The sequence below is a fragment of the Dongia sp. genome (genome assembly GCF_041906375.1).
Classification (GTDB): Bacteria; Pseudomonadota; Alphaproteobacteria; order Dongiales; family Dongiaceae; genus Dongia.
This window is the reverse complement of record NZ_JAYRJJ010000004.1, coordinates 120053-146161: the sequence shown is the minus strand read 5'-3', so window position 1 is coordinate 146161 and position 26109 is coordinate 120053. Positions and strand designations below refer to the sequence as shown.

General features: G+C 63.4%; 23 protein-coding genes. 13 read left to right on the top strand and 10 right to left on the bottom strand.

The window, feature by feature from the left end; genetic code table 11:
• Positions 1-6: 6 nt before the first annotated feature.
• The 3 genes from ACE3OA_RS14560 to ACE3OA_RS14550 form a co-directional block, all read right to left on the bottom strand.
• Positions 7-819: an ABC transporter permease gene (locus ACE3OA_RS14560; RefSeq protein WP_374311915.1), complete on the bottom strand. Its 813-nt coding sequence runs from the start codon at positions 817-819 to the stop codon at positions 7-9.
• 3 nt (positions 820-822) lie between these two features.
• Entirely contained in the window at positions 823-1731 is a 909-nt protein-coding gene (locus tag ACE3OA_RS14555) for an ABC transporter permease (protein ID WP_374311914.1), read from the bottom strand.
• Positions 1732-1801: 70 nt separating this feature from the next.
• Complete coding sequence (locus tag ACE3OA_RS14550) at positions 1802-2911, bottom strand: PotD/PotF family extracellular solute-binding protein (protein WP_374311912.1); 1110 nt, start codon at positions 2909-2911, stop codon at positions 1802-1804.
• A 338-nt stretch (positions 2912-3249) separates the two neighbouring features.
• Between ACE3OA_RS14550 and ACE3OA_RS14545 the strand changes: the two genes are divergently transcribed.
• Positions 3250-3912, top strand: a complete 663-nt coding sequence (locus ACE3OA_RS14545; RefSeq protein ID WP_374311910.1) for a hypothetical protein — start codon at positions 3250-3252, stop codon at positions 3910-3912.
• A 3-nt stretch (positions 3913-3915) separates the two neighbouring features.
• Here the strand turns inward: ACE3OA_RS14545 and cueR are convergent, their stop codons facing one another.
• Positions 3916-4344 carry a Cu(I)-responsive transcriptional regulator gene (gene cueR, locus ACE3OA_RS14540; RefSeq protein ID WP_374311908.1) on the bottom strand — a complete coding sequence of 143 codons (429 nt, stop codon included), beginning with the start codon at positions 4342-4344 and terminating at the stop codon, positions 3916-3918.
• Positions 4341-6485 carry a heavy metal translocating P-type ATPase gene (locus tag ACE3OA_RS14535; protein ID WP_374311906.1) on the bottom strand — a complete coding sequence of 715 codons (2145 nt, stop codon included), beginning with the start codon at positions 6483-6485 and terminating at the stop codon, positions 4341-4343. Before ACE3OA_RS14535 ends, cueR begins: the two co-directional genes overlap by 4 nt.
• A 134-nt stretch (positions 6486-6619) precedes the next feature.
• Between ACE3OA_RS14535 and ACE3OA_RS14530 the strand changes: the two genes are divergently transcribed.
• Both ACE3OA_RS14530 and ACE3OA_RS14525 read left to right on the top strand, forming a co-directional pair.
• On the top strand, positions 6620-7978 hold the full coding sequence (locus ACE3OA_RS14530) for a nucleotide sugar dehydrogenase (protein WP_374311904.1): 1359 nt from the start codon (positions 6620-6622) through the stop codon (positions 7976-7978).
• A 6-nt stretch (positions 7979-7984) separates the two neighbouring features.
• Positions 7985-8965 (top strand): NAD-dependent epimerase/dehydratase family protein, encoded by a 981-nt coding sequence (locus ACE3OA_RS14525; protein ID WP_374311902.1) that lies wholly within the window; start codon positions 7985-7987, stop codon positions 8963-8965.
• On the opposite strand, the gene ACE3OA_RS14520 is transcribed toward ACE3OA_RS14525, so the two are convergent.
• Entirely contained in the window at positions 8962-9420 is a 459-nt protein-coding gene (locus tag ACE3OA_RS14520; protein ID WP_374311900.1) for a VOC family protein, read from the bottom strand. The two genes, ACE3OA_RS14525 and ACE3OA_RS14520, sit on opposite strands and share 4 nt — an antisense overlap.
• Before the next feature lie 118 nt (positions 9421-9538).
• On the opposite strand from ACE3OA_RS14520, the gene mutL reads away from it, so the two are divergent.
• Both mutL and ACE3OA_RS14510 read left to right on the top strand, forming a co-directional pair.
• A complete protein-coding gene (gene mutL / locus ACE3OA_RS14515) occupies positions 9539-11377 on the top strand; it encodes a DNA mismatch repair endonuclease MutL (protein WP_374311898.1) in 1839 nt (612 codons plus the stop codon).
• Positions 11374-12564: an MFS transporter gene (locus tag ACE3OA_RS14510; protein ID WP_374311896.1), complete on the top strand. Its 1191-nt coding sequence runs from the start codon at positions 11374-11376 to the stop codon at positions 12562-12564. The genes mutL and ACE3OA_RS14510 overlap by 4 nt, the downstream gene beginning before the upstream one ends.
• Here the strand turns inward: ACE3OA_RS14510 and rsmD are convergent.
• The 3 genes from rsmD to ACE3OA_RS14495 are packed head-to-tail and all read right to left on the bottom strand — an operon-like array spanning position 12552 to position 15458.
• Entirely contained in the window at positions 12552-13115 is a 564-nt protein-coding gene (gene rsmD / locus ACE3OA_RS14505) for a 16S rRNA (guanine(966)-N(2))-methyltransferase RsmD (RefSeq protein ID WP_374311894.1), read from the bottom strand. The two genes, ACE3OA_RS14510 and rsmD, sit on opposite strands and share 13 nt — an antisense overlap.
• Complete coding sequence (locus ACE3OA_RS14500) at positions 13096-14745, bottom strand: pseudouridine synthase (protein WP_374311892.1); 1650 nt, start codon at positions 14743-14745, stop codon at positions 13096-13098. The genes rsmD and ACE3OA_RS14500 overlap by 20 nt, the downstream gene beginning before the upstream one ends.
• On the bottom strand, positions 14742-15458 hold the full coding sequence (locus tag ACE3OA_RS14495) for a gamma-glutamyl-gamma-aminobutyrate hydrolase family protein (protein WP_374311890.1): 717 nt from the start codon (positions 15456-15458) through the stop codon (positions 14742-14744). Before ACE3OA_RS14495 ends, ACE3OA_RS14500 begins: the two co-directional genes overlap by 4 nt.
• Positions 15459-15601: 143 nt before the next feature.
• Here ACE3OA_RS14495 and ACE3OA_RS14490 point away from each other — a divergent pair, with 143 nt between their 5' ends.
• Entirely contained in the window at positions 15602-16072 is a 471-nt protein-coding gene (locus ACE3OA_RS14490; protein WP_374311888.1) for a nucleoside deaminase, read from the top strand.
• On the opposite strand, the gene ACE3OA_RS14485 is transcribed toward ACE3OA_RS14490, so the two are convergent.
• Complete coding sequence (locus ACE3OA_RS14485) at positions 16069-17367, bottom strand: NAD(P)/FAD-dependent oxidoreductase (protein WP_374311886.1); 1299 nt, start codon at positions 17365-17367, stop codon at positions 16069-16071. The two genes, ACE3OA_RS14490 and ACE3OA_RS14485, sit on opposite strands and share 4 nt — an antisense overlap.
• Before the next feature lie 131 nt (positions 17368-17498).
• On the opposite strand from ACE3OA_RS14485, the gene ACE3OA_RS14480 reads away from it, so the two are divergent.
• The 7 genes from ACE3OA_RS14480 (at position 17499) to ACE3OA_RS14450 (ending at position 26099) form a co-directional block, all read left to right on the top strand.
• Positions 17499-18074, top strand: coding sequence for a regulatory protein RecX (locus tag ACE3OA_RS14480; RefSeq protein WP_374311884.1), 576 nt, complete (start codon positions 17499-17501; stop codon positions 18072-18074).
• 34 nt (positions 18075-18108) lie between these two features.
• Positions 18109-19215 carry a cis-3-hydroxy-L-proline dehydratase gene (locus ACE3OA_RS14475; RefSeq protein WP_374311882.1) on the top strand — a complete coding sequence of 369 codons (1107 nt, stop codon included), beginning with the start codon at positions 18109-18111 and terminating at the stop codon, positions 19213-19215.
• Positions 19216-19317: 102 nt separating this feature from the next.
• A complete protein-coding gene (locus ACE3OA_RS14470; RefSeq protein ID WP_374311880.1) occupies positions 19318-21369 on the top strand; it encodes an ATP-binding protein in 2052 nt (683 codons plus the stop codon).
• Between the two features lie 307 nt (positions 21370-21676).
• Entirely contained in the window at positions 21677-23653 is a 1977-nt protein-coding gene (locus ACE3OA_RS14465) for an ATP-binding protein (protein ID WP_374311878.1), read from the top strand.
• A gap of 120 nt (positions 23654-23773) precedes the next feature.
• Positions 23774-24166 (top strand): GFA family protein, encoded by a 393-nt coding sequence (locus tag ACE3OA_RS14460; RefSeq protein WP_374311876.1) that lies wholly within the window; start codon positions 23774-23776, stop codon positions 24164-24166.
• 141 nt (positions 24167-24307) lie between these two features.
• The gene (locus tag ACE3OA_RS14455; RefSeq protein WP_374311874.1) at positions 24308-24883 is read left to right on the top strand and encodes a TetR/AcrR family transcriptional regulator; all 576 of its coding nucleotides are present in this window, start codon (positions 24308-24310) and stop codon (positions 24881-24883) included.
• 52 nt (positions 24884-24935) lie between these two features.
• Positions 24936-26099, top strand: a complete 1164-nt coding sequence (locus ACE3OA_RS14450) for an efflux RND transporter periplasmic adaptor subunit (RefSeq protein ID WP_374311872.1) — start codon at positions 24936-24938, stop codon at positions 26097-26099.
• The last annotated feature ends 10 nt before the right edge of the window (positions 26100-26109 follow it).

Below are 26109 nucleotides of genomic sequence, written 5' to 3'. Positions count from 1 at the left end.
TCGACCTCAGATAACGGATGAATCGCTGCCGGAAACGCCGCGGCGGCGCAGCCATTCGGCAAACACCACAAGCACGATCGAAACCATCAGGATGAGTGAGCCCAGCGCCAGCACGTCGGGAATCTTGGATGGAAAGCGCAGGCTGCTGAAGATGAAAATGGGCAAGGTCGCGTCGGAGCCGGCGAGGAAGAAGGCCAGCAGGTATTCGTCAAACGACGTGATGAAACAGAGCAGCAGGCTGGAAACGATACCCGGCATCACCAGCGGCAAGGTGACGCGCCGAAAGCTGCGCCAGGCCGAGTCGCCGAGATCGCGTGACGCTTCCTCCAGGCTGCGGTCGAAACCTTCCATGCGCGCCATCAGCACCAGCATCGCCAGCGGCACAGTGATGAGGACATGCGAGGCGCCGACCGTCCACAGCGAGAGGTCCACATCGAGCCCGCGGCGCAGGATTACCAATGTCGAAACGCCGATCACCATATAGGGAATGACCAGCGGCAGCATGATGAGGGCATAGATCGAGCGCCGGAACGGGATGCGGTAGCGCGTCATGGCGCGCGCGGCGAGGAGGCCGAGGAAGGTGCTGAGGGCTGCGACGCCCACACCCACTTTGACGCTGGACCAGAGCGCTGCCTGCAGCGCCGAATTGGCCATCAAATTCTCGTACCATTTCAGGGTGAAGCCCTTGAGAGGCAGGGTCACATAGATGTTGTCGTTGAATGAGAAGAGGGGCAGCAGCAGCACCGGCACATAGAGGAAGGCCAGGTAAAGGATCGCGAACAGCGACAGCAGGTTGAGATGCTTGCGGAGCGTTTCCATGGCCTATAGGTCCGCCGCCTTGAGGCGCTTGCGCCCGATCACGCCCAGGAAAGCGCAGACGGCCAGGGTAATCGCCAGCATCATGATGCAGGAAAGGGCGGCACCCAACGGCGCGTTGTTAGCCTTGCCGAACTGGGTCACGATCGAATTGCCGATCATGATGCCGGACGTGCCGCCGACCAGGGTCGGTGTGATGTAATCGCCGACCGTCGGGATGAAGACCAGCAAGGTCGCGGATATGGTGCCGGGCAGCGACAGCGGAAAAGTGATGCGCCAGAAGCGCTTCCACTTGGAATCGCCCAGATCCGTCGCGGCCTCCAGATAGGAGCGGTCGATTTTTTCAAGGCTCACATAGATCGGCAGCACGGCATAGGCCGCCCAGGCATGAGCCAGGGTGATGGTGACTGCGGTGGGATTGTAGAGCAGGAATTCCAGGGGCTTGTCGATGACGCCCACGAATTTCAGCCCGGAGTTGATGACCCCGTTGAAGCCCAGGATGACCTTCCAGGCAAAAATGCGCAGCAGATAGCTGGTCCAGAAGGGAACGGTCAGCAGGATGATCCAGATGAGTTTCGATTTCTCGACGCGGAAGGCCATGAAATAGGCCATCGGATAGGCCAGCACCACCACGGCGATCGTCGCGGTGAAGGACATCCATAACGATTTGACGATAAGGATTCGATAAAGCGCGCCCTCCGGTGTGAAGAGGACGCGGTAATTGTCGAGATTCCACTCCGCATTGATATCGAAGCCGGTCTGCGACCAGAAGCTGACGATGACGATGCCGGCCAACGGCACCACCATCATGCCGATGACGATGAGCAGCGTCGGCAGGATCAACCACAAACCGTCCAGCCATTCCGGCCGGATCGACTTATGTTCCGATGTAAGTGACGTGGTTTGCGCGGTCATGATTTCAAGCCGGTAAGGCGAGCGGAGCGGCAGGCCTTGCCGATCCGCTCGCCTCGACGCTATCGAAGCATCAGGCGCCGGCCTTCACTTCTTCAAAGACCTTCTGGACTCTTTCAACTTCCATCGTCGGCTGCTGGAAGATGCCCTTGGCGAAGAACTCGGAGGGGTCCTTCGGCAGGCCACGCTCGGCCAGGATCTTGTCATCGACCAGGTCGAAGGTCTTGGCGTTGGAATGGCCGTAACCTTGCACTTCGATCAGCCATTTGCCGGCCTCCGGCGCGGTCATGGCGTCGATCAGGTCATAGGCCTTGTCGACATGCGGCGCGTCCTTGGTCAGCACCAGGCCGCAGCAATAGCTCATGATGCCTTCCTTCGGGTTGGCGAACTTGATGTTGACGCCCTGGCCGGACAGCGTGACGACCGAGCTGTTCCAGCCCGTCGAGGCCACGAGTTCGCCGGAGGCAAGGGCCTGTTCGACCGCCGAGTTGCTGTCCCAGTAGAAGCGCACCATCGGCTTCTGTTTGACCAGCAATTCCTTGGCCTTGGCCAGCTCATCGTCGGTCAGGTTGAAGGGGTCCTTGGCCCCCACCACGATTCCGGCAATGGCAACGGCTTCGGTGGCGTCGGCCGACATCGAGAGCTGGCCCGCATACCGTTCGTCCCACAGCATTGTCCAGGATTCTTCCTTCACATCGAAGAGATCGGGACGATAGAGGATCGAGGTGTTGCCCCAATCGACGGGGATGAAGAACTGCTCGCCCTTGTCACCTTGCGCATAGGGCAGCTTGGTGAGACCGGGGAACAGGTTGGCGAAATTGCTGAGACGGCTGGTGTCGATCGGCTGCAGCACATCGGCATCGCGCCAGCGCTTCAGGTCGAGGTTGCAGGGATGCACCACATCTACCTTGAAGCCGCTCCTGACTTTGGTCAGCGCTTCCTCGACATCGCCGAAAACCGGGCCTTCCGGCTCGGCATTGTGCTTGGCCGTGTAGCCGGGGTGGAAACCGGGATCGTTATAGCCTTCCCAGGTAAAGTAGATGGCTTCGCCATCCGCGGCCTTGGCGCGGCCAATCGGCAGCATGGTCATGGTGAGGCCGGCGGCCGTCAGCATCTGCAAGATATCACGCCGCGACATGCGACCGGATTTCATCGCACTCAGAAATTCGTTGGCTTCCATCATGTAACTCCCTCCTGTCCCGATTCGTTATTGTTCCGCACTGGTCTATCGCCAGCGTCTTATTATTCCTGTGTACAGCTAATCTTGCCACCGCCTCGGCTGCCCCGCAACTATGCATCTGAATTTCGTCTCGAATGGCGATAAACTTGCCCATAGGCAGGATGTTGGGGATCAAATCTGGTTGAGAGGTGCGGCAATAAACTTTCCGCATGGTCAGGCTTCCCCTAAATTCCCTTAAGAGAGGCGTCGATCGATCTGGCGGTGATATGCATCACTTGGAGCTTCCATTACCGGCCGCCATATAGCCGCAGTCATACGCTGGTAGAAATGAGGCACCGCCCATGAAGACGCATTCGAACGCAAGGCAAGCTCTGGGGCTGGCACTGGCCGGGTTCGTGCTGTTCGGCACCGCCAATGCGTATGCCGAGGACAATTCGGTCGCCATTGTCGAAGATACCAGCGGCGCCATTGCCGGCATTGAACCGCTCGATTTGCTCCGTGCCGGTCGCGAAATCGAGTTGGCGGCGGATGCCGGGCTGATCCTCTCCTATCTCAATTCATGCCAGCGCGAGAATATCCGCGGCGGCAAGATCACCATCGGCCATGGCCAGTCGGAGGTCAAAGGCGGCAACGTCACGCGCAAGCGCGTGCCATGCGACCCGGCGGCGCTGGACCTGACGCCGGAACAGGCCAATCAAAGTGCCACCCTCGTGTTCAGAAAACCTCCTCTGGAGGAGGGTGCCAAATTCCTCATGGACTCGCGCCAACCGCTGGTCATCGCCCCGCATCTCAAGACGGTGAAGCTGGAAGATTTGCGCCATCCGGGCAAGGTATCGTCCATCACGGTTGTGAACGGCGTTGCCGACCTCACAGCTGAGTCCGGCCTGCTGGACCAGGGCGGCCTCTATCAACTGAGCGGCGGCGGCAAGTCGGTCGTCTTCCTCGTCGGCAAGGAAGCGACGGATGCGCCGCTCCCGATCCTGCAGCGTGCAATCCGCCTCTAGCCGTTAGTGGCAGGCACGTCCATCGGGAGCCTTGCCCGCGGCAAGCCCCTCAAGGATCGGGCAATCCGGCCGCTCGTCGCCATGGCAGTTGTGCGCCAGATGCTTCAGGGCCGCCGCCATCTCCTGCATTTCCGCGATCTTCGCTTCAAGTGTCGCGACATGGGTGAGGGCCAGTTTCTTCACCTGGGCGCTGGAGCGTTGCCGGTTGCGCCACAACGCCAGCAATTCGCGGATCGTCTCCAGCGGAAAGCCCAACGAGCGGGCGCGGTGGATGAAGCGCAGGTTGTGCACGTCTTGGGTGGCATAGAGCCGGTAATTGCCGTTGCTGCGCTCAGCGCGCGGCAGCAGGCCGATGCTCTCATAATGCCGGATCATCTTGGCCGAGACGCCGCTCGCTTTCGCGGCGGCCCCGATGCTGAGCGTTTCACTCATGACGGTCTCCAGCGATTGAGGGTAAGGGCATTGGTGATGACGGCGACGGAGGACAGGGCCATGGCCCCGCCGGCGATGATCGGGCTGAGATAGCCGAAAGCAGCCAAGGGGATGCCCAACAGGTTGAAGACGAAGGCCCAGGCCAGGTTTTCCTTGATCTTGCGGGTGGTAGCGCGCGCCAGGCCGATGGCCTGCGGCACCAGCGCCGGATCGCCCCGCATCAGGGCAATGCCGGCCGTCTCGATCGCGACATCCGTCCCCGTTGCCATGGCAAGACCCAGATCGGCCGCGGCCAGGGCCGGCGCATCATTCACCCCGTCGCCCACCATGGCGACCTTGGCGCCCTCCGCCTGCAGCGCGTCGACGATGTGGGTCTTGTCATCCGGCAGCAATTCGGCACGGACATCGTCAAGTCCCAGTTCGGCGGCGATCCGGGCAGCGGCACCCTTGTTGTCGCCGGTCAGCATCAGCGATTTGACGCCCAGGGCATGCAAGGCGGCGATAGCCGGTGCAGCACTTGGCTTCAATTGATCGGCAAAGGCAAAGAGGGCGATCAATTGCGGCTGCGGTGCCGTCTCCGCGAGATAGGAGACGCTGGCGCCATCGGCCGCAAAATTCGCCGCGGCATCGTAGAGCGACCTCACATCGACGCCGTTCTCCTGCAGCATCTTCGCCGTGCCGAGGATGTATTGGCGCTGGTCGATGCGGGCGGTGACGCCGCGGCCGGCCACCACACGCGCCTCCTCGGCCAGCGGCAACGCCAATCCTTCCGCGGCACGGCGCAAGGCATCGGCGAGGGCATGGGTGCTGCCGGTCTGAAGTGCGGTTGCAAGGATCAAAGCTTGCCGATCGTCACCGCCGGTCGTCTTGATGCCCTGCAGGCGCGGCTTCCCTTCCGTCAGCGTGCCTGTCTTGTCAAAAGCGACCACGGTGATGTCGCCGGCGGTTTCCAGGGCGGCGGCGTCACGGATCAGGATGCCGCGTTTGGCGCCGGCGCCGACACCCACCATGATGGCGGCGGGGGTGGCGAGCCCCAAGGCGCAGGGGCAGGCGATCACCAGCACGGCAACCGCGTTGATGAGCGCCGTTTCGATGCCGGCGCCGGCCAGCAGCCAGCCGCCCAATGTGATGGCGGCGATCACAAGCACGACGGGCACGAAGATGGCCGACACCTGGTCGGCAAGGCGCTGGATCGGGGCCTTGGCGCCTTGCGCCGCCGTCACCATGCGGATGATGCGGGCAAGCGTCGTCTCGGCGCCTACCGCGGCGACTTCCACCTCGAGTGCGCCCATGCCGTTGACCGACCCACCGATAACCCGGTCGCCCTTGCCCACGACGCGCGGCCGGCTTTCGCCGGTGATGAGGGATTCGTCGATCTCGCTATCGCCAACGAGCACCTTGCCGTCGGCCGGCACGCGTTCACCGGCGCGAATGAGGGCGATATCGCCGCTCATCAGTTGCTGCAGCGGAATTTCACTCTCGATCCCGTCGCGGCGCACCCGGGCCTGGGCCGGCCATAGCGCATTGAGGGCGCTGAGGGCCGAAAGCGTGCGCTTCTTGGCACGCTTCTCCAGCCATTTGCCCAGGCGCACCAGCACGATGATGACCGCGGCGGATTCGAAATAGAGATGATGCGGATTGTCGATCATGAACAGGCTGAGGCCGAAAGCGGCGCTGGTCCCGATCGCCACCAGCAGATCCATATTGCCGCTGAAGCCGCGCAGCGCCCGCCAGGCACCGAGATAGAAGGGAAGGCCCAAGCCGACCTGTACGGGCGTTGCGAGAGCCAGCTGGATCCAGGGGTTGATCATCCACATGCCGCCCACGGTCAGTTCCAGCACCATGGGCACCAGCAGGGGCAAGGTGAGTGCTGCGCCAAGCAGCAGGAACCACACCTCGTTATCGACTTTCTCCGTCGCGGCGTCGGCTCGCACGCCATAGCCGGCCTTTTCGACCGCCGATTGGATGGCGGCGCGGGTGACGGCGCTGCTGCCGGTCACGACGGCTTCTTCACTGGCCAGATTGACTGCGGCGCTGTCGACGCCCGGCAGCCGGCGCAGCACCTTTTCAATGCGCGTGGCGCAGGCGGCACAGGTCATGCCGCTGATTCCCAATCGATATTCCGTGGCGCTGGCAGACATTTTCCACTCCTGAACTTCATGGCGCCAACATCATATGGTCCTTCCAATCATGGGAAGGTCAAGGCTAAACAGGATGTGACGGGCGGGCGGCCCTTTGCTAGGGTGCCGCCGGCACAATCGAAGGCGCTTAAGTCATGGCAATACAGAGAAAATCCGGCCCCAGCGCCGTTGCCGGGAAACTCCGCCGGCGCATCGCCGCGCGGTCGGCGAAGGTCGGCATCATCGGCCTGGGCTATGTCGGCCTGCCGCTGGCCTGCCTGTTCGCCGAAAAGGGCTTCGCCGTCACCGGTTTCGATGTCGATGCCGATAAGACCGACAAGCTCAATGCCGGCCGCTCCTATATCCGCCACATCCCGGGCAAGCGCATCGCGCCGCTGGTGAAGGCCGGGTCCCTCAAGGCCAGCGCCGATTTCCGCGGCCTCAAGGCGATGGATTGCATCATCATCTGCGTGCCGACTCCGCTGTCCAAGCAGCGCGAACCGGATCTCTCCTTCGTCGCCGATACCGCGGCCGAAATCGGCCGGCATCTGAAGGCGGGCCAACTGGTCGTGCTGGAATCTAGCACCTATCCCGGCACCACGGATGAGGTGGTGCGGCCGGCCTTGGAGACGACGAAGCTCAAGAGCGGGCGCGACTTCTTCCTCGCCTATTCGCCGGAACGCGAGGATCCCGGCAACGAGACCTATGGCACGGCGGCCATCCCGAAGGTGGTCGGGGGTGACGGCGCGGCGGCTCTTGAACTGGCCCTGGCACTTTATGGCGCCGTGGTGGTGAAAACGGTTCCCGCTTCCAGCCCGGCGACGGCGGAAGCGGTGAAACTCACCGAAAACATCTTCCGCTCCGTCAACATTGCGCTCGTCAACGAACTCAAGGTCATCTTCGATGCCATGGGCATCGACGTCTGGGAAGTGATCGACGCCGCCAAGACCAAGCCCTTCGGCTTCATGCCCTTCTATCCCGGGCCGGGTCTCGGCGGGCATTGTATCCCCATCGACCCCTTTTATCTCACCTGGAAGGCGCGGGAATTCGGCATCACCACGCGCTTCATCGAATTGGCGGGTGAAATCAATACCTTGATGCCGCGCTATGTGGTCGACCGGCTGGTGGCGGCCTTGAGCGCGCGCGCCGGAAAGGCCATCAAAGGCGCCCGCATCCTCGTCATCGGCTTGGCATACAAGAAGAATGTCGACGACATGCGCGAAAGTCCGGCCCTCACCCTCATCGAGATGCTGGAAGCGCAGGGCGCCAAGGTCGACTATCACGACCCGATCATCACCGTGATCAAGCCGTCGCGCGAACATCCGCATCTGGCCGGCCGGCGCTCCAAGGCGCTGACCGACGCAACGCTTAAACAGTCGGACGCGGTGCTGATCGTGACCGATCATGACGCCGTGGATTTCAAGCGTATCGGCAAGCTGGCCAAGCTGGTCGTCGACACCCGCAACACCATGGCGCGCGCCGGCTGGCGCGGCCGCAATATCGTCAAGGCCTGATCTCCCATGACCATCCTTGTAACCGGTGTAGCCGGTTTTATCGGTTACCATGTCGCCGAAGCCCTGCTGACACGGGGCGAGCGCGTGCTGGGGCTCGACAATATGAACCCCTATTACGACACCAGGCTGAAGCAGGCCCGCCTGCATCGGCTGGAGCGGCACCCGCATTTTTCCTATGTCTTTGCCGATATAGGCCGTGCCCCGGCACTCAATGCCGCCATCCATAAGCACAGCGACACGATCACCGGCATCATCCATCTGGCGGCGCAGGCCGGCGTGCGGCATTCGATCGACCATCCGGCCGACTATGTCGGCCCCAATCTATCCGGCCATCTCAACATCCTGGAATTGGGGCGGCACCTGCCGCAGCTCCAGCATCTGGTCTATGCGAGCTCCAGTTCCGTTTATGGAAATACCGACCGGGTGCCCTTTGCCATCGACGATCCCGTCGACCGACCGGCCTCGCTCTATGCCGCCACCAAGCGCGCCGACGAGCTGATGAGCATCGCTTATGCCCAGCTCTATCGCCTGCCGCTCACCGGCTTGCGCTTTTTCACCGTGATCGGGCCGTGGGGCCGGCCGGACATGGCCTATTACCGCTTCACCCAGGCCATCCTCGCCGGCGAGAAGATCGAGGTTTTCGGCGATGGCAGTGTCGAGCGCGACTTCACCTATATCGACGACATCGTCGCCGGCATCCTTTCCGCGCTCGGTCGCCCGCCATCGAAGACCGAGGCAATGCCGCACAGGCTCTACAATCTCGGCAGCGACCGGCCCGTCAGCCTCAATCATCTCATTGACCTGATCGAACAGGCCTGCGGCCGCAAGGCCACGCGCAATGTTCACGCCCCTGCCGCCGGTGACGTCAAGGCCACCTGGGCCGATCTCACTTTGAGCCGCGCCGATCTTGGCTATGAGCCGAGCACGTCGCTGTCCGACGCGATCGAGAAATTTGTCGCCTGGTATCGGGAATACGCGAAGATCTAAGCCGATATCTTGGGCAAGGGCAGGCTGACGACCCAGCAATAGCCATCGGGGTCCAGGATATAGGCTTCGCGCATGCCGTGCGGCTTGTCGGCGGGTTCGGCGAGGACGACATAATCCTGCGCTTTGGCCCGGCCCACGGCGGCGTCGGGGTCGAGGTGATAGAGGCGAAGTTCCGCCCCGGCACCGCGCGGCTGGTCGGCCGGAATGAGGCCCAGCAAGGGATTGCTGTGATAGGTGCCGTCGGCATGCAGCATCCATTCGGCCAGCACCTGGCCATTTACGCAGTGTCGCAGGACGGCAAAGTCCTTATCCGCCGTGGCGATTTCCGCCAGCAGGATGTTGCGGGAAAAGGCCACCGTGCGGGCCACGTCGCGGACCAGCAGATTGATGCCGAAGCCTTTGAGAGAACGGCCATAATCCTCGCCGCTGGGGAAATCGCGTTCGCTGCCGCTCATGATGCAATGGCCCGTCCTGGTTGCGTCTTGATGCCATTCAGCCATTCCCGGCGGCAGCGGGCAAGCCGGACCTTGTCGCGGTACAATCGCCGGCCGTTTGGGTGCTAGACTGCGCCCCATGCCGATTCGTCTTTTGCCAGCCAATCTCGTCAACCAGATCGCCGCCGGCGAGGTCATCGAACGACCTGCCTCGGTGGTGAAGGAATTGGTGGAGAACGCCGTCGATGCAGGGGCCAGCCGCGTCGCCGTTGAACTGCGCGAGGGCGGCAAAAGCTTCATCAGCGTCACCGACGACGGCCATGGCATGGACCGTGCGGGGCTGGAACTGGCCATCGAGCGCCATGCGACCTCCAAGCTGCCGGATAACGATCTGGTCCATATCGGCTTCTTCGGTTTCCGCGGTGAGGCGCTGCCGTCGATTGGTGCGGTCGGGCGCCTTGCCATTGCCAGCCGCGCGCGCGGTGCCGACCAGGCCTGGGCAATTCGGGTTGAGGGCGGCGACAAGCAGGGGCCAGAACCGACCGCCCTGAGTGCCGGTACCCGCGTCGAATTGCGCGACCTCTTTTATGCTGTTCCGGCGCGCCTCAAATTCCTGAAGACCGCGCGGTCCGAGCAGAATGCGGTGGTCGAAATCCTCGAACGCATTGCCATGGCACATCCCGAAATCGCCTTCAGCCTGACCGACGATGGCCGCAATGTCCTGCGCCTCGATGCGGCGCAGGCGGAGTTGATGGACGCGCCGGATGCCGCGCGGTTGAAGCGCCTCGGCGATGTCATGGGGCGCGATTTTGCCGACAATGCCGTGGCGCTGTCGGTTGAACGTGAAGGCATTCATCTGACCGGCTTCACCGGCCTGCCGACGCTCAACCGGGCCACCGCCTCGTCGCAATATCTTTTCGTCAACGGCCGGCCCGTGCGCGATCGGCTGCTGCAGGGCGCTATCCGGGGCGCGTATCAGGATTTCCTGGCGCGTGACCGGCATCCGCTGGTGGCCCTGTTCCTTGACTGCCCGCCGGAACTGGTCGATGTGAACGTGCATCCGGCCAAGGCCGAAGTGCGCTTTCAAGACCCGGCGCTGGTGCGCGGGCTCATCGTCGGTGCCATCCGTCGAGCGCTGGATGCCGCGGGCCACCGGGCCTCGACCACGGTAGCCGGCGCTGCACTGGCGTCATTCGGGGCGATGCCGGGTGTGGCGACCGCCATGCCCAATGCCTATCAGGCGATGCACAATAATGAGTCGGGCCGCTTCAATGCCGGCGTCGTGCAGCAGGCGATGGCGGCCTTTGCCCCCCTGTCTCCCATTGGCTCACTGTCACCGGAGATGGCACGGCCGAGCGGCATGGCGCCGGCACCGCAGCAGGACAATGCGCGCGAGGATTATCCGCTGGGTGTGGCCCGCGCGCAGATCTTCGGCACCTATATTGTGGCGCAGACCAAGGACGGCATGGTCATCGTCGACCAGCACGCCGCCCATGAACGGCTGGTGCTGGAGCGTATGAAAGTCGCCCTGGCCGGTAGCGGTGTGAAACGCCAGGCTCTGCTGATCCCGGAGATCGTGGAGCTGCCGGTAAGACTGGTCGGCGCCCTGCTTGCGCGCGGTAGCGAACTCGAAGAACTGGGGCTTGCCATCGAAGCCTTCGGTCATGATGCGGTCGCTGTCCGCGAGGTGCCCGCCATGCTGGGGCAAAGCGACGTCAAGGGCCTGGTGCGTGACCTGGCGGAAGAAATCGCGGAGCTGGGTGCTGCCTTCAGCCTCAAGGAAAAGCTCGAGGATATCTGCGGCACCATGGCCTGCCACGGCTCGGTTCGCGCCGGTCGTCAGTTGCTGCCAGCGGAAATGGATGCGCTGTTGCGGCAGATGGAGGCGACGCCCCATTCGGGCCAATGCAATCACGGCCGCCCCACCTATGTCGAGCTGAAGCTCTCCGATATCGAGCGCCTGTTCGGCCGCCGATGAACGGGGAATCCGGCCGACCCAAGCTGCCCGCGACGATCTGGATGCTGGGCCTCACCAGCCTGCTGATGGACGGCTCCAGCGAGATCGTGCATGCGGTTCTACCCTTGCTGCTGGTGAACGGTCTGGGCAGCAGCATTTTCCTGGTCGGCATTATTGATGGCCTTGCGGAAGCGACGGCCTCGGTCACCAAGATCTTCTCCGGGGCGCTCAGCGATCATTGGCAGAGCCGCAAATGGATCGCGGCCTTCGGCTATGGCTTGAGTGCCTGCTCGAAGGCGCTCTTTCCCATTGCCGCCACACCCTTGGCGGTCTTTTTCGGCCGCTTTGCCGACCGCTTGGGAAAAGGTATTCGCGGGGCGCCGCGCGATGCGCTGGTGGCCGATTGGGTGGCGCCCGAACATCGTGGCTATGCCTATGGCGTGCGCCAGGCGATGGACAATGCCGGCGCCGTCATCGGCCCGCTGCTCGCCATCCTCTTGCTGCAGCTTTATGCCGGCGATGTGACGCCGGTGCTGTGGTGGGCCGTTGTTCCGGCCATCCTCTCCGTTTCAGTGATGATGGTGGGCGTCCGGGAACCGGCGCCATCCGGACCGCGCATGCCGCGACCGTTTCCATTGCATGTCAGCGAATTGCGCCAACTCGGCCGGCCCTTCTGGCTGGCGATGGGTTTCCTCTTCGTGCTGCTGTTGCCGCGCTTTTCCGAGGCGTTCCAGATTCTGCGCGCGCAGGATGTCGGGGTCAGTCCCGCCTGGGCGCCGATGGCACTCGTGGTGATGAACCTTGTTTCTGTTCCGCTGACGCCGCTGGCGGGCATTTGGTCGGACCGGGTGGGACGCGACCGGGTCATTGCCGTGGGATTCCTGCTGCTGATCCTGTCGCATGCCGCGATGGCGCTGGCGCAAGGGCCGTTGCTGGTCTGGATCGGCGCCGGTCTCTGGGGTGTGCATCTTGCCTGCACGCAAGGGATCTTTTCGGCCTTGGTGTCGGATCACGCCCCGGCGCATCTGCGTGGGACCGCTTTCGGCGTGTTCAACCTGGCTGCCGGCATCGCCATCTTCGTCGGCTCGGCCGCGATGGGCCTTGCCTGGGATCAGTTGGGCGCGGGCACGGCTTTCGCCCTGGCTGCCGGCGTCAATGTCGCCGGCCTCATCCTGTTCTTGTTGCCGCGAAGACCTCAGTCGGCGTGACGCAGAAACAGGATGCGCGCCTTGCCGTAGCGGCGCTCGTCGATCAGCTGGAAGCCGGCCGGCAGGGTGAAGGCGTCGCGGTCGCCCATTTCCGCGACGATGAGCGCATTGCCGGCGATCCAGCCGCGTTCTTTCAGCGCCGTCAGTGCCGGCACAATCAGATCCTGGGCGTAGGGCGGGTCGAGGAAAACCAGATCGGCCGGAGTGAAGCGCTTGTACCGGTGCGCTTCCGGCGGATTGAGCGCGTCGCCCAGCACGATGGTCGTGCGTTCGGTTTCATGGCAGGCGGCGACATTGCGCTTGATGCAATCCGCTGCGGCGCGGTCCTTCTCGAAGGCGATGAGTGAGGTGGCGCCGCGCGAGAGTGCTTCCAATCCCAGCGCCCCGGACCCGGCGAAGACATCCAGCACCTTCGCCTCGGACACCGCATCATGGCTGTGGACGAGGATGTTGAAGATCGCCTGGCGGGCGCGGTCGGAGGTGGGACGGACGTCTTTTCCTTCCGGCACCGCCAGCCTGGTGCCGCGATGACTACCGGAATCGACGCGCATTGCCAGACCCCGGCCGGCCCGAGCCGGATTTGCCACCACCCGGTTTCCCGCGTGGTCGATCGCCCTTTACGCCATCGTCGCGCCGTTTGTCCCCATGCGGTTTGCTCCCATGCGGTTTGCTGGCGTGCGGTTTGCCCCGCTGCGGTTTGCCGCCCCAGGACTTGTCACCGCTCGGTTTGTCGTCGCGGGGCCGATCGCTGCGCGGTTTGCCGCCGGATTTCCATTCCTGGGGCGGGCGCTCCTCGCGTTTCGTGAAATCGTCACCCTCGGCCCGCGCATGGATCGGCTTGCGGCGGGTGCCGGGTTGCGGCTTTTCCGGCTTGTTCTTGGCCCAGCCGGGTTTCAGTCCGGTCTTGGGCGCCCGATTGGGGGCCTCGTCGCGCTGGGGCCGATCGCGGCGGTCGGGTCGATCGCTGCGAACCGCCTGCTCGTTCCGGGCGCCGCGATCATTGCGGCGCGGTCGTTCGGTGATTTCCGGACGCTCATCGCGCTGCGCTCGCTCGGCGCGACGCGGCTTCTCATCCGACCGGGGACGATCGTTCCACTGCGGCTTCCCCACGCGCTCGGGGCGTACTGGGCGCTCATTGCGCTCCTCGCGCGTCGCCCTGACGGGACGTTCGCCGCGCTCTTGCCGTTCCGGCTTCTGAGTCCAGCCCGGCTTGTCGCCGCGGGCCAGCCTCGCATTGCGCCCGGGGCGTTGATTGCGTGCGGGCGCACCTTCGTCTTGCGTTCTGACCCGTTCGGGCCGGGCTGACCGTTCCGGCCGCTCGCCACGCGCAACTGCATGTTTCTCGCGCGTGCGCTTGTCGGGGCCGCGGTCGAAGGCCGGGCGCGCGGTATAGGTTTCTTCGGCCTCGGCTTTTTCCGGCGGGCGCCAATCATTGCCGAAGCGCAATTGCGTCTGCAATTGCTTGCCTTTGACCTCCTGCACCTGACCCGGTTCCATATCGCCCAGCTGGAAGGGGCCATAGCCGACGCGGATCAGGCGGCTCACCGGCCAGCCGAAATGCTGGCAGATGCGGCGGATTTCGCGGTTCTTGCCCTCGGTCAGCGCCATGGTCAGCCAGGCATTGGCACCCTGCTGGCGCTCGAAGGCGGCGATGATCGGGCCGTAGCGCACACCTTCGATCTCGATCCCGTCCTTGAGGCCGTCGAGCAGCTTGGGGTCGAAACGGCCATTGACGCGGACGCGGTAGCGGCGGATCCAGGCGGTCGAGGGCAGTTCGAGCTTGCGCGCCAACTCACCGTCATTGGTGAGGAGCAGCAGGCCTTCCGAATTGAGATCGAGCCGGCCGATCGAGATCACGCGCGGCATATCGGCCGGCAGATTCTCGAATACGGTGGCACGGCCTTCGGGGTCGTAGGCCGTCGTCATCAGACCCTTGGGCTTGTAATAGAGCCAGACGCGCGTCAGCTGCTTTTCCGGCAGCGGCTTGCCGTCAACGAGGACGATGTCCTTTGTGCCGACATTCATCGCGGCGCTGGTGAGGATCTTGCCGTTGATGCTGACCCGCCCATTGGCGATCCAGACTTCGGCATCACGGCGCGAGCAGAGCCCGGCCCGCGCCATCACCTTGGCGATGCGTTCGCCGGGCTGTTCTTTCTTGGGTCGCCTGTCCAGCTGGCTCATGCTGCTTTGGCCGCGTCGACGAAGGCGGAGAGGATCTTGCCGTCACCGCTGGTAACGTTGAGCTCAGGATGCCACTGCACGCCCAGGCAGAATTTATAGCGCGGGTCCTCGATCCCCTCGATGACGCCGTCCGGGGCCACCGCGTTGACGACGACGCCGGCACCGACCGACTTGACCGCCTGATGATGCGCGCTGTTCACCGGCAGCTCCGCGCCGCCGACGATGCGCTGCAGCAGCGAGCCTTGCGTCAGCTTCACCTTGTGTCCGGGTTCCGTGCGCGGGTTGGGCTGCTCATGGAGGAGAGAATCCGACACCTCGTCCTCGATATGCTGAATGAGGGTCCCGCCGAGAATGACGTTGATGAGCTGCTCGCCGCCGCAGATCCCCAGCACCGGCTTGTTGCGCTTCAGCATCGCCTTGACGATGCCGAGCTCGAAGAAGGTGCGGCCTTCCTTGGTGCGGACGGTGGCGTGCTTGGTATTCTCGCCGAACAGGACCGGGTCGACGTCGAAGCCGCCGCCGGTCACGACGAGGCCGGAGATGGTGTCGGCATATGCATCGATCATGTCGGCTTCGTGCGGCAGGCAGAAGGGCAGGCCGCCGGCGGCCGAAACGGCCTGGGTATACGTGGCGCGCAGGGAATAGTGCGGCGCCTTCGCCAGGCCGCGCGGGGCATCGACATCCAAGGTGAGGCCGATGAGGGGTGTGGTCATGATTGGCTCCAGATTATGGCTGCGGCGCCTCTCGGCGCGGCGGATCGGGGCAAGCTATTTCACATTGCCACCGGTGAAACAAGGGTAACCCTGGCATGGCGCCCCCGCTTGACCGGCAGGGGGCGTGCGGGGAACATAGGGAAATGAGCGAATTGCACCCCCATCCCCCTGTCAACTTCATGGATCTCGCCTTCCGCCAGGCGGAGGCCGCCTTTGAGCGGAACGAAGTGCCGATCGGCGCCGTCCTGGTCGATCCGGCGACCGGCGAGGTGCTGGCGGCCGATCACAACCGGGTCGAGGAACTCCACGACCCGACGGCGCACGCTGAAATACTGGTGATCCGGGCCGTCGCCACCAGCCGGCAGGAAAAGCGCCTGCCTTTCGCCGATCTCTATGTGACCCTGGAACCCTGCCCGATGTGCGCCACGGCGATCTCCTTTGCCCGGCTGCGGCGGGTGATCTACGGGGCACCCGATCCCAAGGGCGGTGGGGTCGAAAGCGGGCCGAAGCTCTATGCGCTCCCCACCTGCCACCACCGTCCCCAGGTCATCGGCGGCAGCGGCGAGGAACGCAGCGCGGAATTGCTGCGACGATTTTTCAAGGCGCGGCGCTAGATCGGCAGCGAATCCTTGATCCGGTAATAAAGGATCGACGGCGCCAGGAACCATGGATTGCCCTCATAGAGAGGCCGGGTCTGGAAGGGGACGTTATCGAGCGGGCTCTTGCCCTCGGCCTTGCCCAGCACCTGCTGGCCGATCCGCATGCCGAAATAGGTGGCGAGCGACACGCCGGAGCCGCAATAGCCCATGGCGTACCAGAGGCCATCCTGCTTGCCGATATGCGGCAGCGTGTCGAAGGTATAGGCGACATAGCCCATCCAGCTATGCGTGACCTTGGTCGACTTCACTTCCGGGAAGACCAGCGACATCCAGTCATGGAGGCGCGGGGCGCTGACCCGGGGGTCGTTCTCCTTATAGGCGACGCGGCCGCCGAACAGGATGCGCTTCTTGTCCGGCGACAGGCGGTAATAGAAGACCAGCTTGCGGGTGTCGGAAATCATGCGGTTGGTCGGCAACAGGCGGCTGGTGAGTTCCAGCGGCAGTTCCTCGGTTGCGATGATATAGCTGCCGATCGGGATGACGCGGCGGCGATGCCAGGGGGTGAGGGGGCCGGTATAGCCGTTGGTGGCGACGATCACGTCGCGCGCGGCGACCTTGCCCAGCGGTGTCGAGACGCTGAAGCCAGCCCCGTCCTTTTCGACCGCCCGCACCGGGCAATAGGCGACGACCTGGACGCCGGCAGCCTCGGCAAGGCGCAGCAGTTCGAGGTGATACTTGCCCGGATGGAGTGCTGCATGCTTCGTGTGGACGGCACCGCCATGGTAGAAGGGGCTGTCGATCTCCTTGGCCTGCTCGGCCTTCGGTACCATGAAATAGGGGCTGGAGAGGTCCTTGGGCTGGGCGGCGAGGCTCTTGGCCAGCGCGTCATATTGTTTCGGATTGTGTGCGGCGTGGAAACGCCCACTCACCTCCCAATCGCAGGCCAGGTTCTCGGACCCAACCAGATGGCCGATATATTCCAGCGCATCGAGGCCTTCGCGACGGATGCCGCGGGCGATCTCCTCGTTGAGGCGGCCGGAAAGCTCGCCGACGGTCGGCTTTATGCTGGTCGAAACCTGGCCGCCATTGCGGCTGGAACAGCCGAAACCGGCCGCTTCCGCATCCAGAACCAGGGTGGAGCGGCCGCCCTTGGCCGTTTCGCGGGCCGCCATCAGGCCGGTATAGCCGGACCCGATGACCAGCACGTCGACCTTGGCCGGCAGGCTGCTCACGCGCCGGTCCGGGCGCGGCGCGTCCTCCCACCAGAAGGACTCGTTCTTGTATCCGGCGGCGAAAATGGATTCGGCCATGTCGATGCAGCTCCCCCAAGCCATGAAATCTTGCGCCAAATTGATAGACCGGATCATCGGGCGTTGCCATAGCGCGGAATTTGTCTAGCCCAGCGGAATCTGCAATGGTGACGTGAAGGAATGGCAAGTGCATGGCTGACAGAAAATCCGATCGGCGCCCCAGACGCCTTGCGATCCAGGATCTCGACCAGATCGCTCTTGATTATCTTGCGCGCTTTGCCACGAGCCGGAAGCGCGTCGAGGAGATGCTGACGCGGCGCATCCGCAAATCGACGCATTTTCATGGCGATGACCCGGCGCCGCTGCTGGCGGCGATTCCGGCCGTGATTGCCAAGCTGGAACGGAACCGCTTTCTGGATGACGAGACCTTTGCTGGCATGAAGGCGGCGAGCCTGACCCGCCGCGGCACCTCGCAGCGGCAGATTGGCGCCAAGCTGGCGCAACTGGGTATTGCCGCCGAGGATCGCGGCAAGGCGATGGCGGGTCTCGCCGAGGAATTCGGCAATGCCGAGGAAGCGGCCGCGATTGCCTATGCCAAACGTCGGCGCCTTGGGCCCTACCGGGCCCGTCATATCGCCGGAGAGCAGCGTCTGGAACAGGCCAAGCGCGATCTTGCCGCCATGGCGCGGGCCGGTTTCGGTTTCGATCTCGCCAGGCGCGTGCTCGGTGCCGCGGCCGATATCGACATCGAGGACGACGCGGGGTAAGACCGCAGAGCCATATATTTGGGGGACGAGGGACATGAAGATCACCACCATCCGCGCCTACCGGGTCGAGCTGCCGCTGCATGAAGGCACCTATAAATGGTCTGGAGGCAATTCCGTAACGGTGTTCGATTCAACCGTGATCGCCGTGGATACCGATCAAGGCATCACCGGCTACGGCGAAGTCTGCCCGCTGGGGCCCGCTTATCTGCCGGCCTATGCCGAGGGCGTACGGACGGGCCTCAAGGAGATCGGCCCCAAGCTTATCGGCCTCGATCCGCGTGACCTTGGTGTCCTCAACCGGCGCATGGACCAGGCTCTGCGCGGTCATCCCTACGTGAAATCGGGCATCGACGTCGCCTGCTGGGACATTCTCGGCAAGGCGGCGGGCCTTCCGGTGGTCGCCTTGCTGGGTGGCGCTTTCGGTCCGGATTTCCTGCTCTATCGCGCCATCAGCCAGGAATCGCCCGCAGCGATGGCCGAGCGCGTGGGGCAGTACCGCGCCGAGGGATATACCAAGTTCCAGCTGAAGGTCGGCGGCGATCCAGACACCGATATCGAGCGCATCGAAGCCTGCGCCGCCGAGTTGGAGCCGGGCGACGTGCTCATTGCCGATGCCAATACCGGCTGGCTCATGCACGAGGCGGCGCGCGTCGTCGATGCGGTGCGCGATATCGACGTCTACATCGAGCAGCCCTGCATGTCCTATGAGGAATGCCTCTCCATCCGCCGCCGCACCGCACGGCCCTTCGTGCTGGACGAGGTGATCGATTCCTTGAGCGCCGTACTTAAAGGCCATGCCGATCTCGCCATGGACGTGATCAACCTCAAGATCAGCAAGGTGGGGGGGCTTACCAAGGCCAAGCAGATCCGCGACCTTTGCGTGGCGTTGGGTATCGCGATGACGATCGAGGATACCTGGGGCGGCGACATCGCCACGGCGGCGATCGCGCATCTGGCGCATTCGACGCCGTCGGAGCTGTTGTTCTCCGCGACCGATTTCAATTCTTACGTCACACGCTCGATCGCGGAAGGTGGCCCGCGGCGCGAGAAGGGGCGCATGGCGGCAAGTGCCGCACCAGGTCTCGGCGTCGTTCCGCGTGCTGAAATTCTGGGCGATGCAAAGGTCCACATCAAAGGGTAAGCGATCATGCCATTGAGGGCTTGCGGTCGCCTGTCGCTGATGTAAGGTCGCCAACGCGGGAATAGCCCCGCGCATTTGGATTTGAGGAGTATTGTCCTCAATATGCGTCCCTTCTGGTCCGTGCGGAAAGCACTGCTGATCGCTCTGCCATTGCTGGTCGGGTTGTCTGCCATTGCGATCATGGTTGGCGGCATCGCGGTGGCACAGCGCGGGACCGATGCCGCGGCGCGCGTTCTCATGCAAAGCGCCAATGCCCATATCACTTCACGAACCACCGGCTTCCTTGCCGAGGCCGAGCGTGCGGCCGACCTCACATCGCGGATGATCGGCGACGGCACGCTCGCCTCGCAGGATCAGCCGACCTTGATGCGCTACATGTGGCAACAATTGATGGCGCGACCGACCCTGTCAGGAATGTATGTGGGTTACGAGGATGGCAGCTTCAACTATGTGATGCGCATCGGCACGGTTGCCGGCGATCAGTTCATGTTCAAGTCGATTGACGTGCAGCGCCGTACACGCGATGTGACCGTGACGTGGCGCGACGCCTATTATGAAGATCTCATCCCGGAAGCGGGCATGGTCGATGGCTTCGACCCAAGGTTGCGCCCCTGGTACACCGCGGCGACGCGCGGGCTCAATGGCGGCTGGACCGAACCCTATATCTTCTGGACGACCAAGCGCCCGGGTATCAGCGTTGCGCGCAATGCGACCTGTCCGGGTGGTGTCGCCTGCGTCGTCGGCGTCGACATCACCCTGGCGGATCTGTCGCAATTCTTCGGCAAACTGGAAAGCGAGATCGGCGGCCGTGCCTTCCTGCTCACCGATGGTGGCCGGGTCATTGCCGCATCGGAAATGACGGGCGGCGAGGTGGGGCGCAATCTGATGCGCAACCGCGCCCATGCCTTGCCGGAGATCGCCGATATCGGCGCCTCACTGCTGCAGGCCGTCTGGCGCGCCGCCATGTCGCCCGCCGGCACCTACCCGATCGGCTTTCGCGCACTCGAATTTGACAAGAAAGCCTATCTCGCCGAACTGGCGCAGATTGATTTCCATGGCCTGTCCTGGTTGGTCGGTGTTGCCGTGCCGCGCGCCGGCCCGCTTGCCTGGTTCGCAGCCGTCACGGATTCCGTGGTCTGGGTCGTTCTGGGCATTGCGCTGGTGACGGTATTGTCCGCCATGGCGCTGTCGCAGCCGATCGTGGCTGGCCTCAAGCGACTGGAACGGAACGCATTGCGGGTGCGCGGCGGGGACTTCCAGAATCTGGCGGTACCGGTCGGCGGCTTCAAGGAAATCCGCCAGACCGAGGAGGCGCTGCTCGACATGGCGCATAACCTGCAATCCCAGATGCAGGCGACGCAATTGGCGCTGGACGAGGCGATCCGCGCCGGGCAGACCAAATCGGAATTCCTCGCCCATATGAGCCACGAATTGCGGACGCCGCTTAACGGGATCATCGGTTTTTCGGAACTGCTGGAGATGAATGCCGCCGGCAAGCTCAACGAGCGGGAGCGCAGCTATGTGGCCGACATCATCGGCCTGGGGCGTCATCTGCAACACCTCATCGAGCAGGTGCTGGAGTTTGCGCGGCTCGAAGGCGAGGGGCTGGGGCCGGTGTCGGAGCCCCTGCGCCTTGCCGAGGTCGCCGACAGCATCGGTCGCCTGCTGGCCCGTCAATGCGCCGACAAGCAGATCGCGTGGGTGAGCAGCATTCCTGCCGATCTCGAATTGCGCATCGACGAAACGCCGCTGCGCCAGATCCTGACCAATCTGCTGACCAACGCGGTGAAGTACACCAGGCCGCAAGGCCGAATTTCCCTCGAGGCCGGCAGGCGCGAGGATGGCGCTACGTTCATCACCATCAAGGACACCGGCATCGGCATGAACGCCGAGGATCTGCGCAATGCCTTCGTGCCGTTCTCCCGCTCGCTGCGCAATCCCTATGTGGCTGCCAACAGTGGTGTCGGCCTTGGTTTGCCGATCACCAAGATGCTGTGCGACCGCCTGCATATCGCCATCACACTCGATAGCAAGCCCGATATAGGCACGACCGTTCGCATCATGATTCCGCCGGCGGTCATCGCGGCAACGGCTGTGCATATGTCGGTCGAGACGCAGGTCGTTATTCCGGAAGCGGCGAGCGCCGAGGCGTAACGTCGCAGGCGGCGATCGCCGCGCAACAAACCTACATTGCCTAAGAAGTGTCGGCGGCCGCGGAAATTTAAGAGCGCGTTAACCGGCGCCTGCGCAGCATAAAAGTCAAATTATATACACCTTAAGCCGCTCGCAGACGTCTAGGGCCTGCGCATGGTGAGAGGAACTGCGATCTCATGTCACCTCGCCCGGCATTGGGGGATTCGCCGAATGAGTTCGTCCATCGTCATGGCGGGGGCTACCGAGTGGCCTGCATAACGACGGGACAGGCATCAGTCCCAAGGTAAGCCTGTAGAGGATCAGTTGAATGAAACTCTCCCTGCGCTCAATGATCATGCTGGCGATCGGCGTTCCGATTGCGATCTCCATCGTGGCGGTGGCGGTCGTGGCATTTCCATTGTGGCAGGACTACCGGCACGCCAACGCGCTGATCCAGGTCGATGGTCGCCTCGGCACGGCCATTGCCGCCTTGGCGCGCGAGCGCGGCATCACGGCGGCCATCCTGTCGAATGTGGCGCATGGGAAGACAACCGATGCGGGGGAAATAGCCGGCCTGCGGGAGGAGATCGACCCGACCCTCGAAGAAGCGCTCGATGTGCTGCATCGCGACACGGCCGCGATCGGCTTGCAGGTGCGATTGAGCAAGGCGCAGTCGGCCTATGATAAAGTTGGGAAATTGCGCCGCCAGGTAGATGACCTCCTGTCCCGGACCGGCCAGGCATCCGCGCCCACCTTGTCCGTCGATGCCTGGATGGCGGCGATGACCGAACTGATCGAAGCGTGGCAGAATGTCCGACTCGCCCTGATGCGCAATGCCAGTTCAAGCGACACGACCTTCCAGGACCTGCAGATGCTCAGCTATTTCGCCTGGAGCGCTGCCGAGCATGCCGGTCGCGAGCGCGCCATGATCGGCATGCTGATCGCCTCTGGTGCCGCGATCGATGCCGCGACCAATGAGCGGCTGCAGTTCAACCGCGGCGAGACGCAGTTCGCCTGGCAGATGGCTTCTGTCCTCGCCGATGCGGTCGCCTTCGATGCCGGCCTGCCGGAGGCGGCGCGGGCCGCCAGCAACAGCTATTTCATTCAGTTCGAAGAGTTGCGGAATGCCGTGATCGAGGCCGGCCGCTTTGGAAGGCCATATCCGGTCGATCCCGCGGCCTGGTTTGCAGCGGCGACCCAGAGCATCGAAGGCTTCCGTTCCATGGAGGTTCGAGCCGGTCTGGCAACGGCGCGCCTGCGCGACGAGGCATTCTGGCAGACCTTGAACACCATCATCCTCGTGTCTCTTCTTTGTGTTGCCATCATGCTGTCGGCGGCAGGCGCAATCTATCTGGTGAAGCGCCGAATTTTCGATCCCGTCCGGTTGATGACGCACGCAACGCGGCGCTTTGCGCGTGGCGACTATACGGCCTCCATGCCGATGGCAATCGGCCATAACGAAATAGAAGACATGACGGCGGCGGTGGGCGAAATGCGCGACAACGCCATCGCCCGCGCCCGGCTCGAGGCAGAGCTTCGATCCGCCAAGGAACGGGCCGAAGCGGCGAACCGGGCGAAGTCGCAGTTCCTGGCCAATATCGGCCACGAGCTGAGAACGCCGCTCAATGCCGTCATCGGCTTCAGCGAACTTATCCTGCGTGAAGCAGTACCGCCGGTCGATGGCGGCAAGCACCGGGAGTATGCCCGCGATATCAACGAAAGCGGTCATCACCTTCTGGAGATCATCAACGATATTCTGGACATGTCGCGCATCGACATCGGTGCGATGGACCTGGAGCGGCGTGACGCGGATCTTGCCGAATTGGTCGTGCATTGCGCCCGCTGCTATGCCGACAAGGCAAGGCAGAAGCAGTTGCGTCTGGCTTTGGAGATCGATCCACTGCCGGTTCTCCAGCTGGACCAGAACCGGATCGTCCAGATGGTCAAGAACCTGCTATCCAACGCGATAAAATTCACGCCGGCGGGTGGCAATATAACCCTGCGCTGCGGTGTCGAAAAAGGCTCCACCTATATAGAGGTCATAGACACGGGCATCGGCATGGCCGACCGGGACGTCGTGAAGGCGCTGGAAGCCTTCAGCCAGCTTGATGCCGGGCTGGAGCGACGGCATGAGGGTACGGGGCTCGGCCTGCCGATTGCCCGCGCCATTGCCGAACTGCATGGCGGAAGCCTTCGGGTGCGTAGCGAGCCCGGGCAGGGAACCATGGTCAGGATCGCTCTGCCAATCGGCAGCGGCGCTCAGTCAATGCCCCTGGGACGCAGAAATTGCTGCGCGCTCACCTGATGCATGGGTGACGGAAGAAGGCTGCGCTATCGCGACGCCTGCGGCGGCCGCGTCCTCTGTGGACGCTTGACGAGGAGCGTTGTAAACATGCCGACCGCTTGAACGTAGAGGAGACGCAGCATGGAGCGCTTCACCGGCGGTTGCCTGTGTGGCAATGTCCGCATCGTGGCGTCGGGGCAGCCCTACCGGGTCGGCCTTTGTCATTGCCTTGACTGCCGCAAGCATCACGGAGCCCTATTCCATGCCTCCGCGATTTTCCCCCAGGAAGCAGTGACGATCGAGGGCGAGACACGAGATTATGCCGGCAGGCATTTCTGCCCCCGCTGCGGCTCGCCCGTTTTCTCATGCAGCGCAGACGAAATCGAAGTGAACTTGGGGTCCCTGGATGCCCCGGACCAATTGAAGCCGACCTATGAACTCTGGACCATCCGCCGCGAGTCCTGGCTGCCACCGTTTCCGGTCGCGAGACGGTACGACCGCGATCGAGAGTCCACGAGCCGCCGCGAAGGGTAGGCTGCGAACAACGAATCGCTGGCATTGATCCGAATTAGGTCATAGTTCCTGGAAATATCCGCCTTTACTGTACCGTCTGGACGGTATAGTTTGCCGCGCTGCAAAAGGAACAAATGTAGGGCGGGCGCTTCCGGTCGGGCCATGAGCACACGTGAACAGATCATCGACGCGGCGCTGAGCGTCGTGCGCACCCAGGGCGTGTCGGCGCTGACCCTGGATGAAGCCGCGCGGGTGGCCGGCATCAGCAAGGGCGGCGTGCTCTATCATTTCAAAAGCAAGGAAGCGCTGATCCAGGGCATGGTCGCCCGCCTCAGCAGCCAATGCGAAAATCTGCAGCAGGCGCATTACGACCAGCTCCCCCCAGGACCAAATCGTTGGGCGCGGGCCCTGGTCGCCACGTCGTTCGATCCGGCGGCCCCGACGATGGACCCGGCCGGCTGCGCGCTGCTCGCTGCGATCGCCACCAATCCGAGCCTGCTGGAGCCGCTGGAAGGCACGATAGACACGGCCTTTCGCCGCCTGACCGAAGATTCGCGGGATCCCAGCATGGCGCTGCTGGTGGCGCTCGCCATGGACGGCCTGTGGCTGCACCGGCTGGTGGGATCGCCGGTCATGGACGAGACGCGCCGCCTTGCCATCCGCGAGAAGGCATTGGAACTGCTCGGTGAAACGACATCGGCGGAAACGCCGGCAAAGATTCCCCAATCCGCCAGATGACAAGAAGCCGACAAGAAACCGCGACAAGACGAAAAGAAGCCAGGAGACTGATATGACCGCCCCGTCCCGGACCAAGATGATTTTGCGCAGCATCTTCAGCTGGAAGATGCTGTTCATGCTGATCGGCAGCGCGATCGTGTTCGGCGGCGTGTTCTTCAAGATCTTCTCCGGATTCGCCGCGATGCAGGCCGCGATGGCAAACATGCCGGTGCCGGTCGTCAACGTGACGGCCCAACCGGCCATGACACAGGATTGGGGTGTCGAGGTTTCGGCCATCGGCGTGCTTGAAGCGCGCCGCGGTGTCGACGTCACGTCCTCGGTCGCGGGCCAAGTGCAGCAGATCAAGTTCGAATCCGGCGAGCGTGTTTCGCAGGGCCAGGTGCTGGTGCAGCTCGATGCCGATGTCGAGCGCGCCAATCTCTCCAGCGCCCAGGCGTCGCTGCGACTGGCTAAAGCCAACCTCGCGCGCGGTGAATCGTTGCGCACAAGCGACAACATCTCGAAGGCGACGCTGGAACAACGCCAGTCGGAATATGAAGTGGCCGCCGCGGAAGTGGCGGCACTCGCCGCCCAGATCGACAAGAAGGTGATCGGCGCACCCTTCGACGGCGTGCTCGGCATCCGCAAGATCAATGTCGGCCAGTATCTCGATGCCGGCAATCCGATCGTCAATATCCAGGATCTTAGCAAGATGCTGGTCAATTTCAGCGTCTCGCAGAAGGAATTGTCGGACCTCAAGGTCGGGCAGGCGATCCGCATGTCGACCGACGCCTACCCGGTGCGCACCTTCGACGGGACGATTTCGGCCATCGAACCGCTCATCAATGACGAGACCGGCATGGTCGAGGTACAGGGCACGTTCGACAATCCGGACGGCTTGTTGCGTCCCGGCATGTTCGCCAAGCTCGCCATCCTGCTGCCGGTTCGCATGCAGGTGGTGGTCGTGCCGCAGACGGCCATCAGCTACAGCCTCTACGGCGACTTCGTCTATATCGCCAAGGAAGGCAAGGCGGAAACCGGTGAGGCCATCACCACTGTCGATCGTCGCATCGTGAAATCGGGCGAACGCCGCAACGGCCTGGTCATCGTTGAAGAAGGGCTGAAAGCCGACGAGATGGTCGTGACCTCCGGCCAGTTGAAACTCGATTCCGGTACCCGGGTCGCGATCGTCAAGGACGATACGCTGGCGCTGCCGGACCAAGTGCCGGTGGAGTGAGACAGAGCCC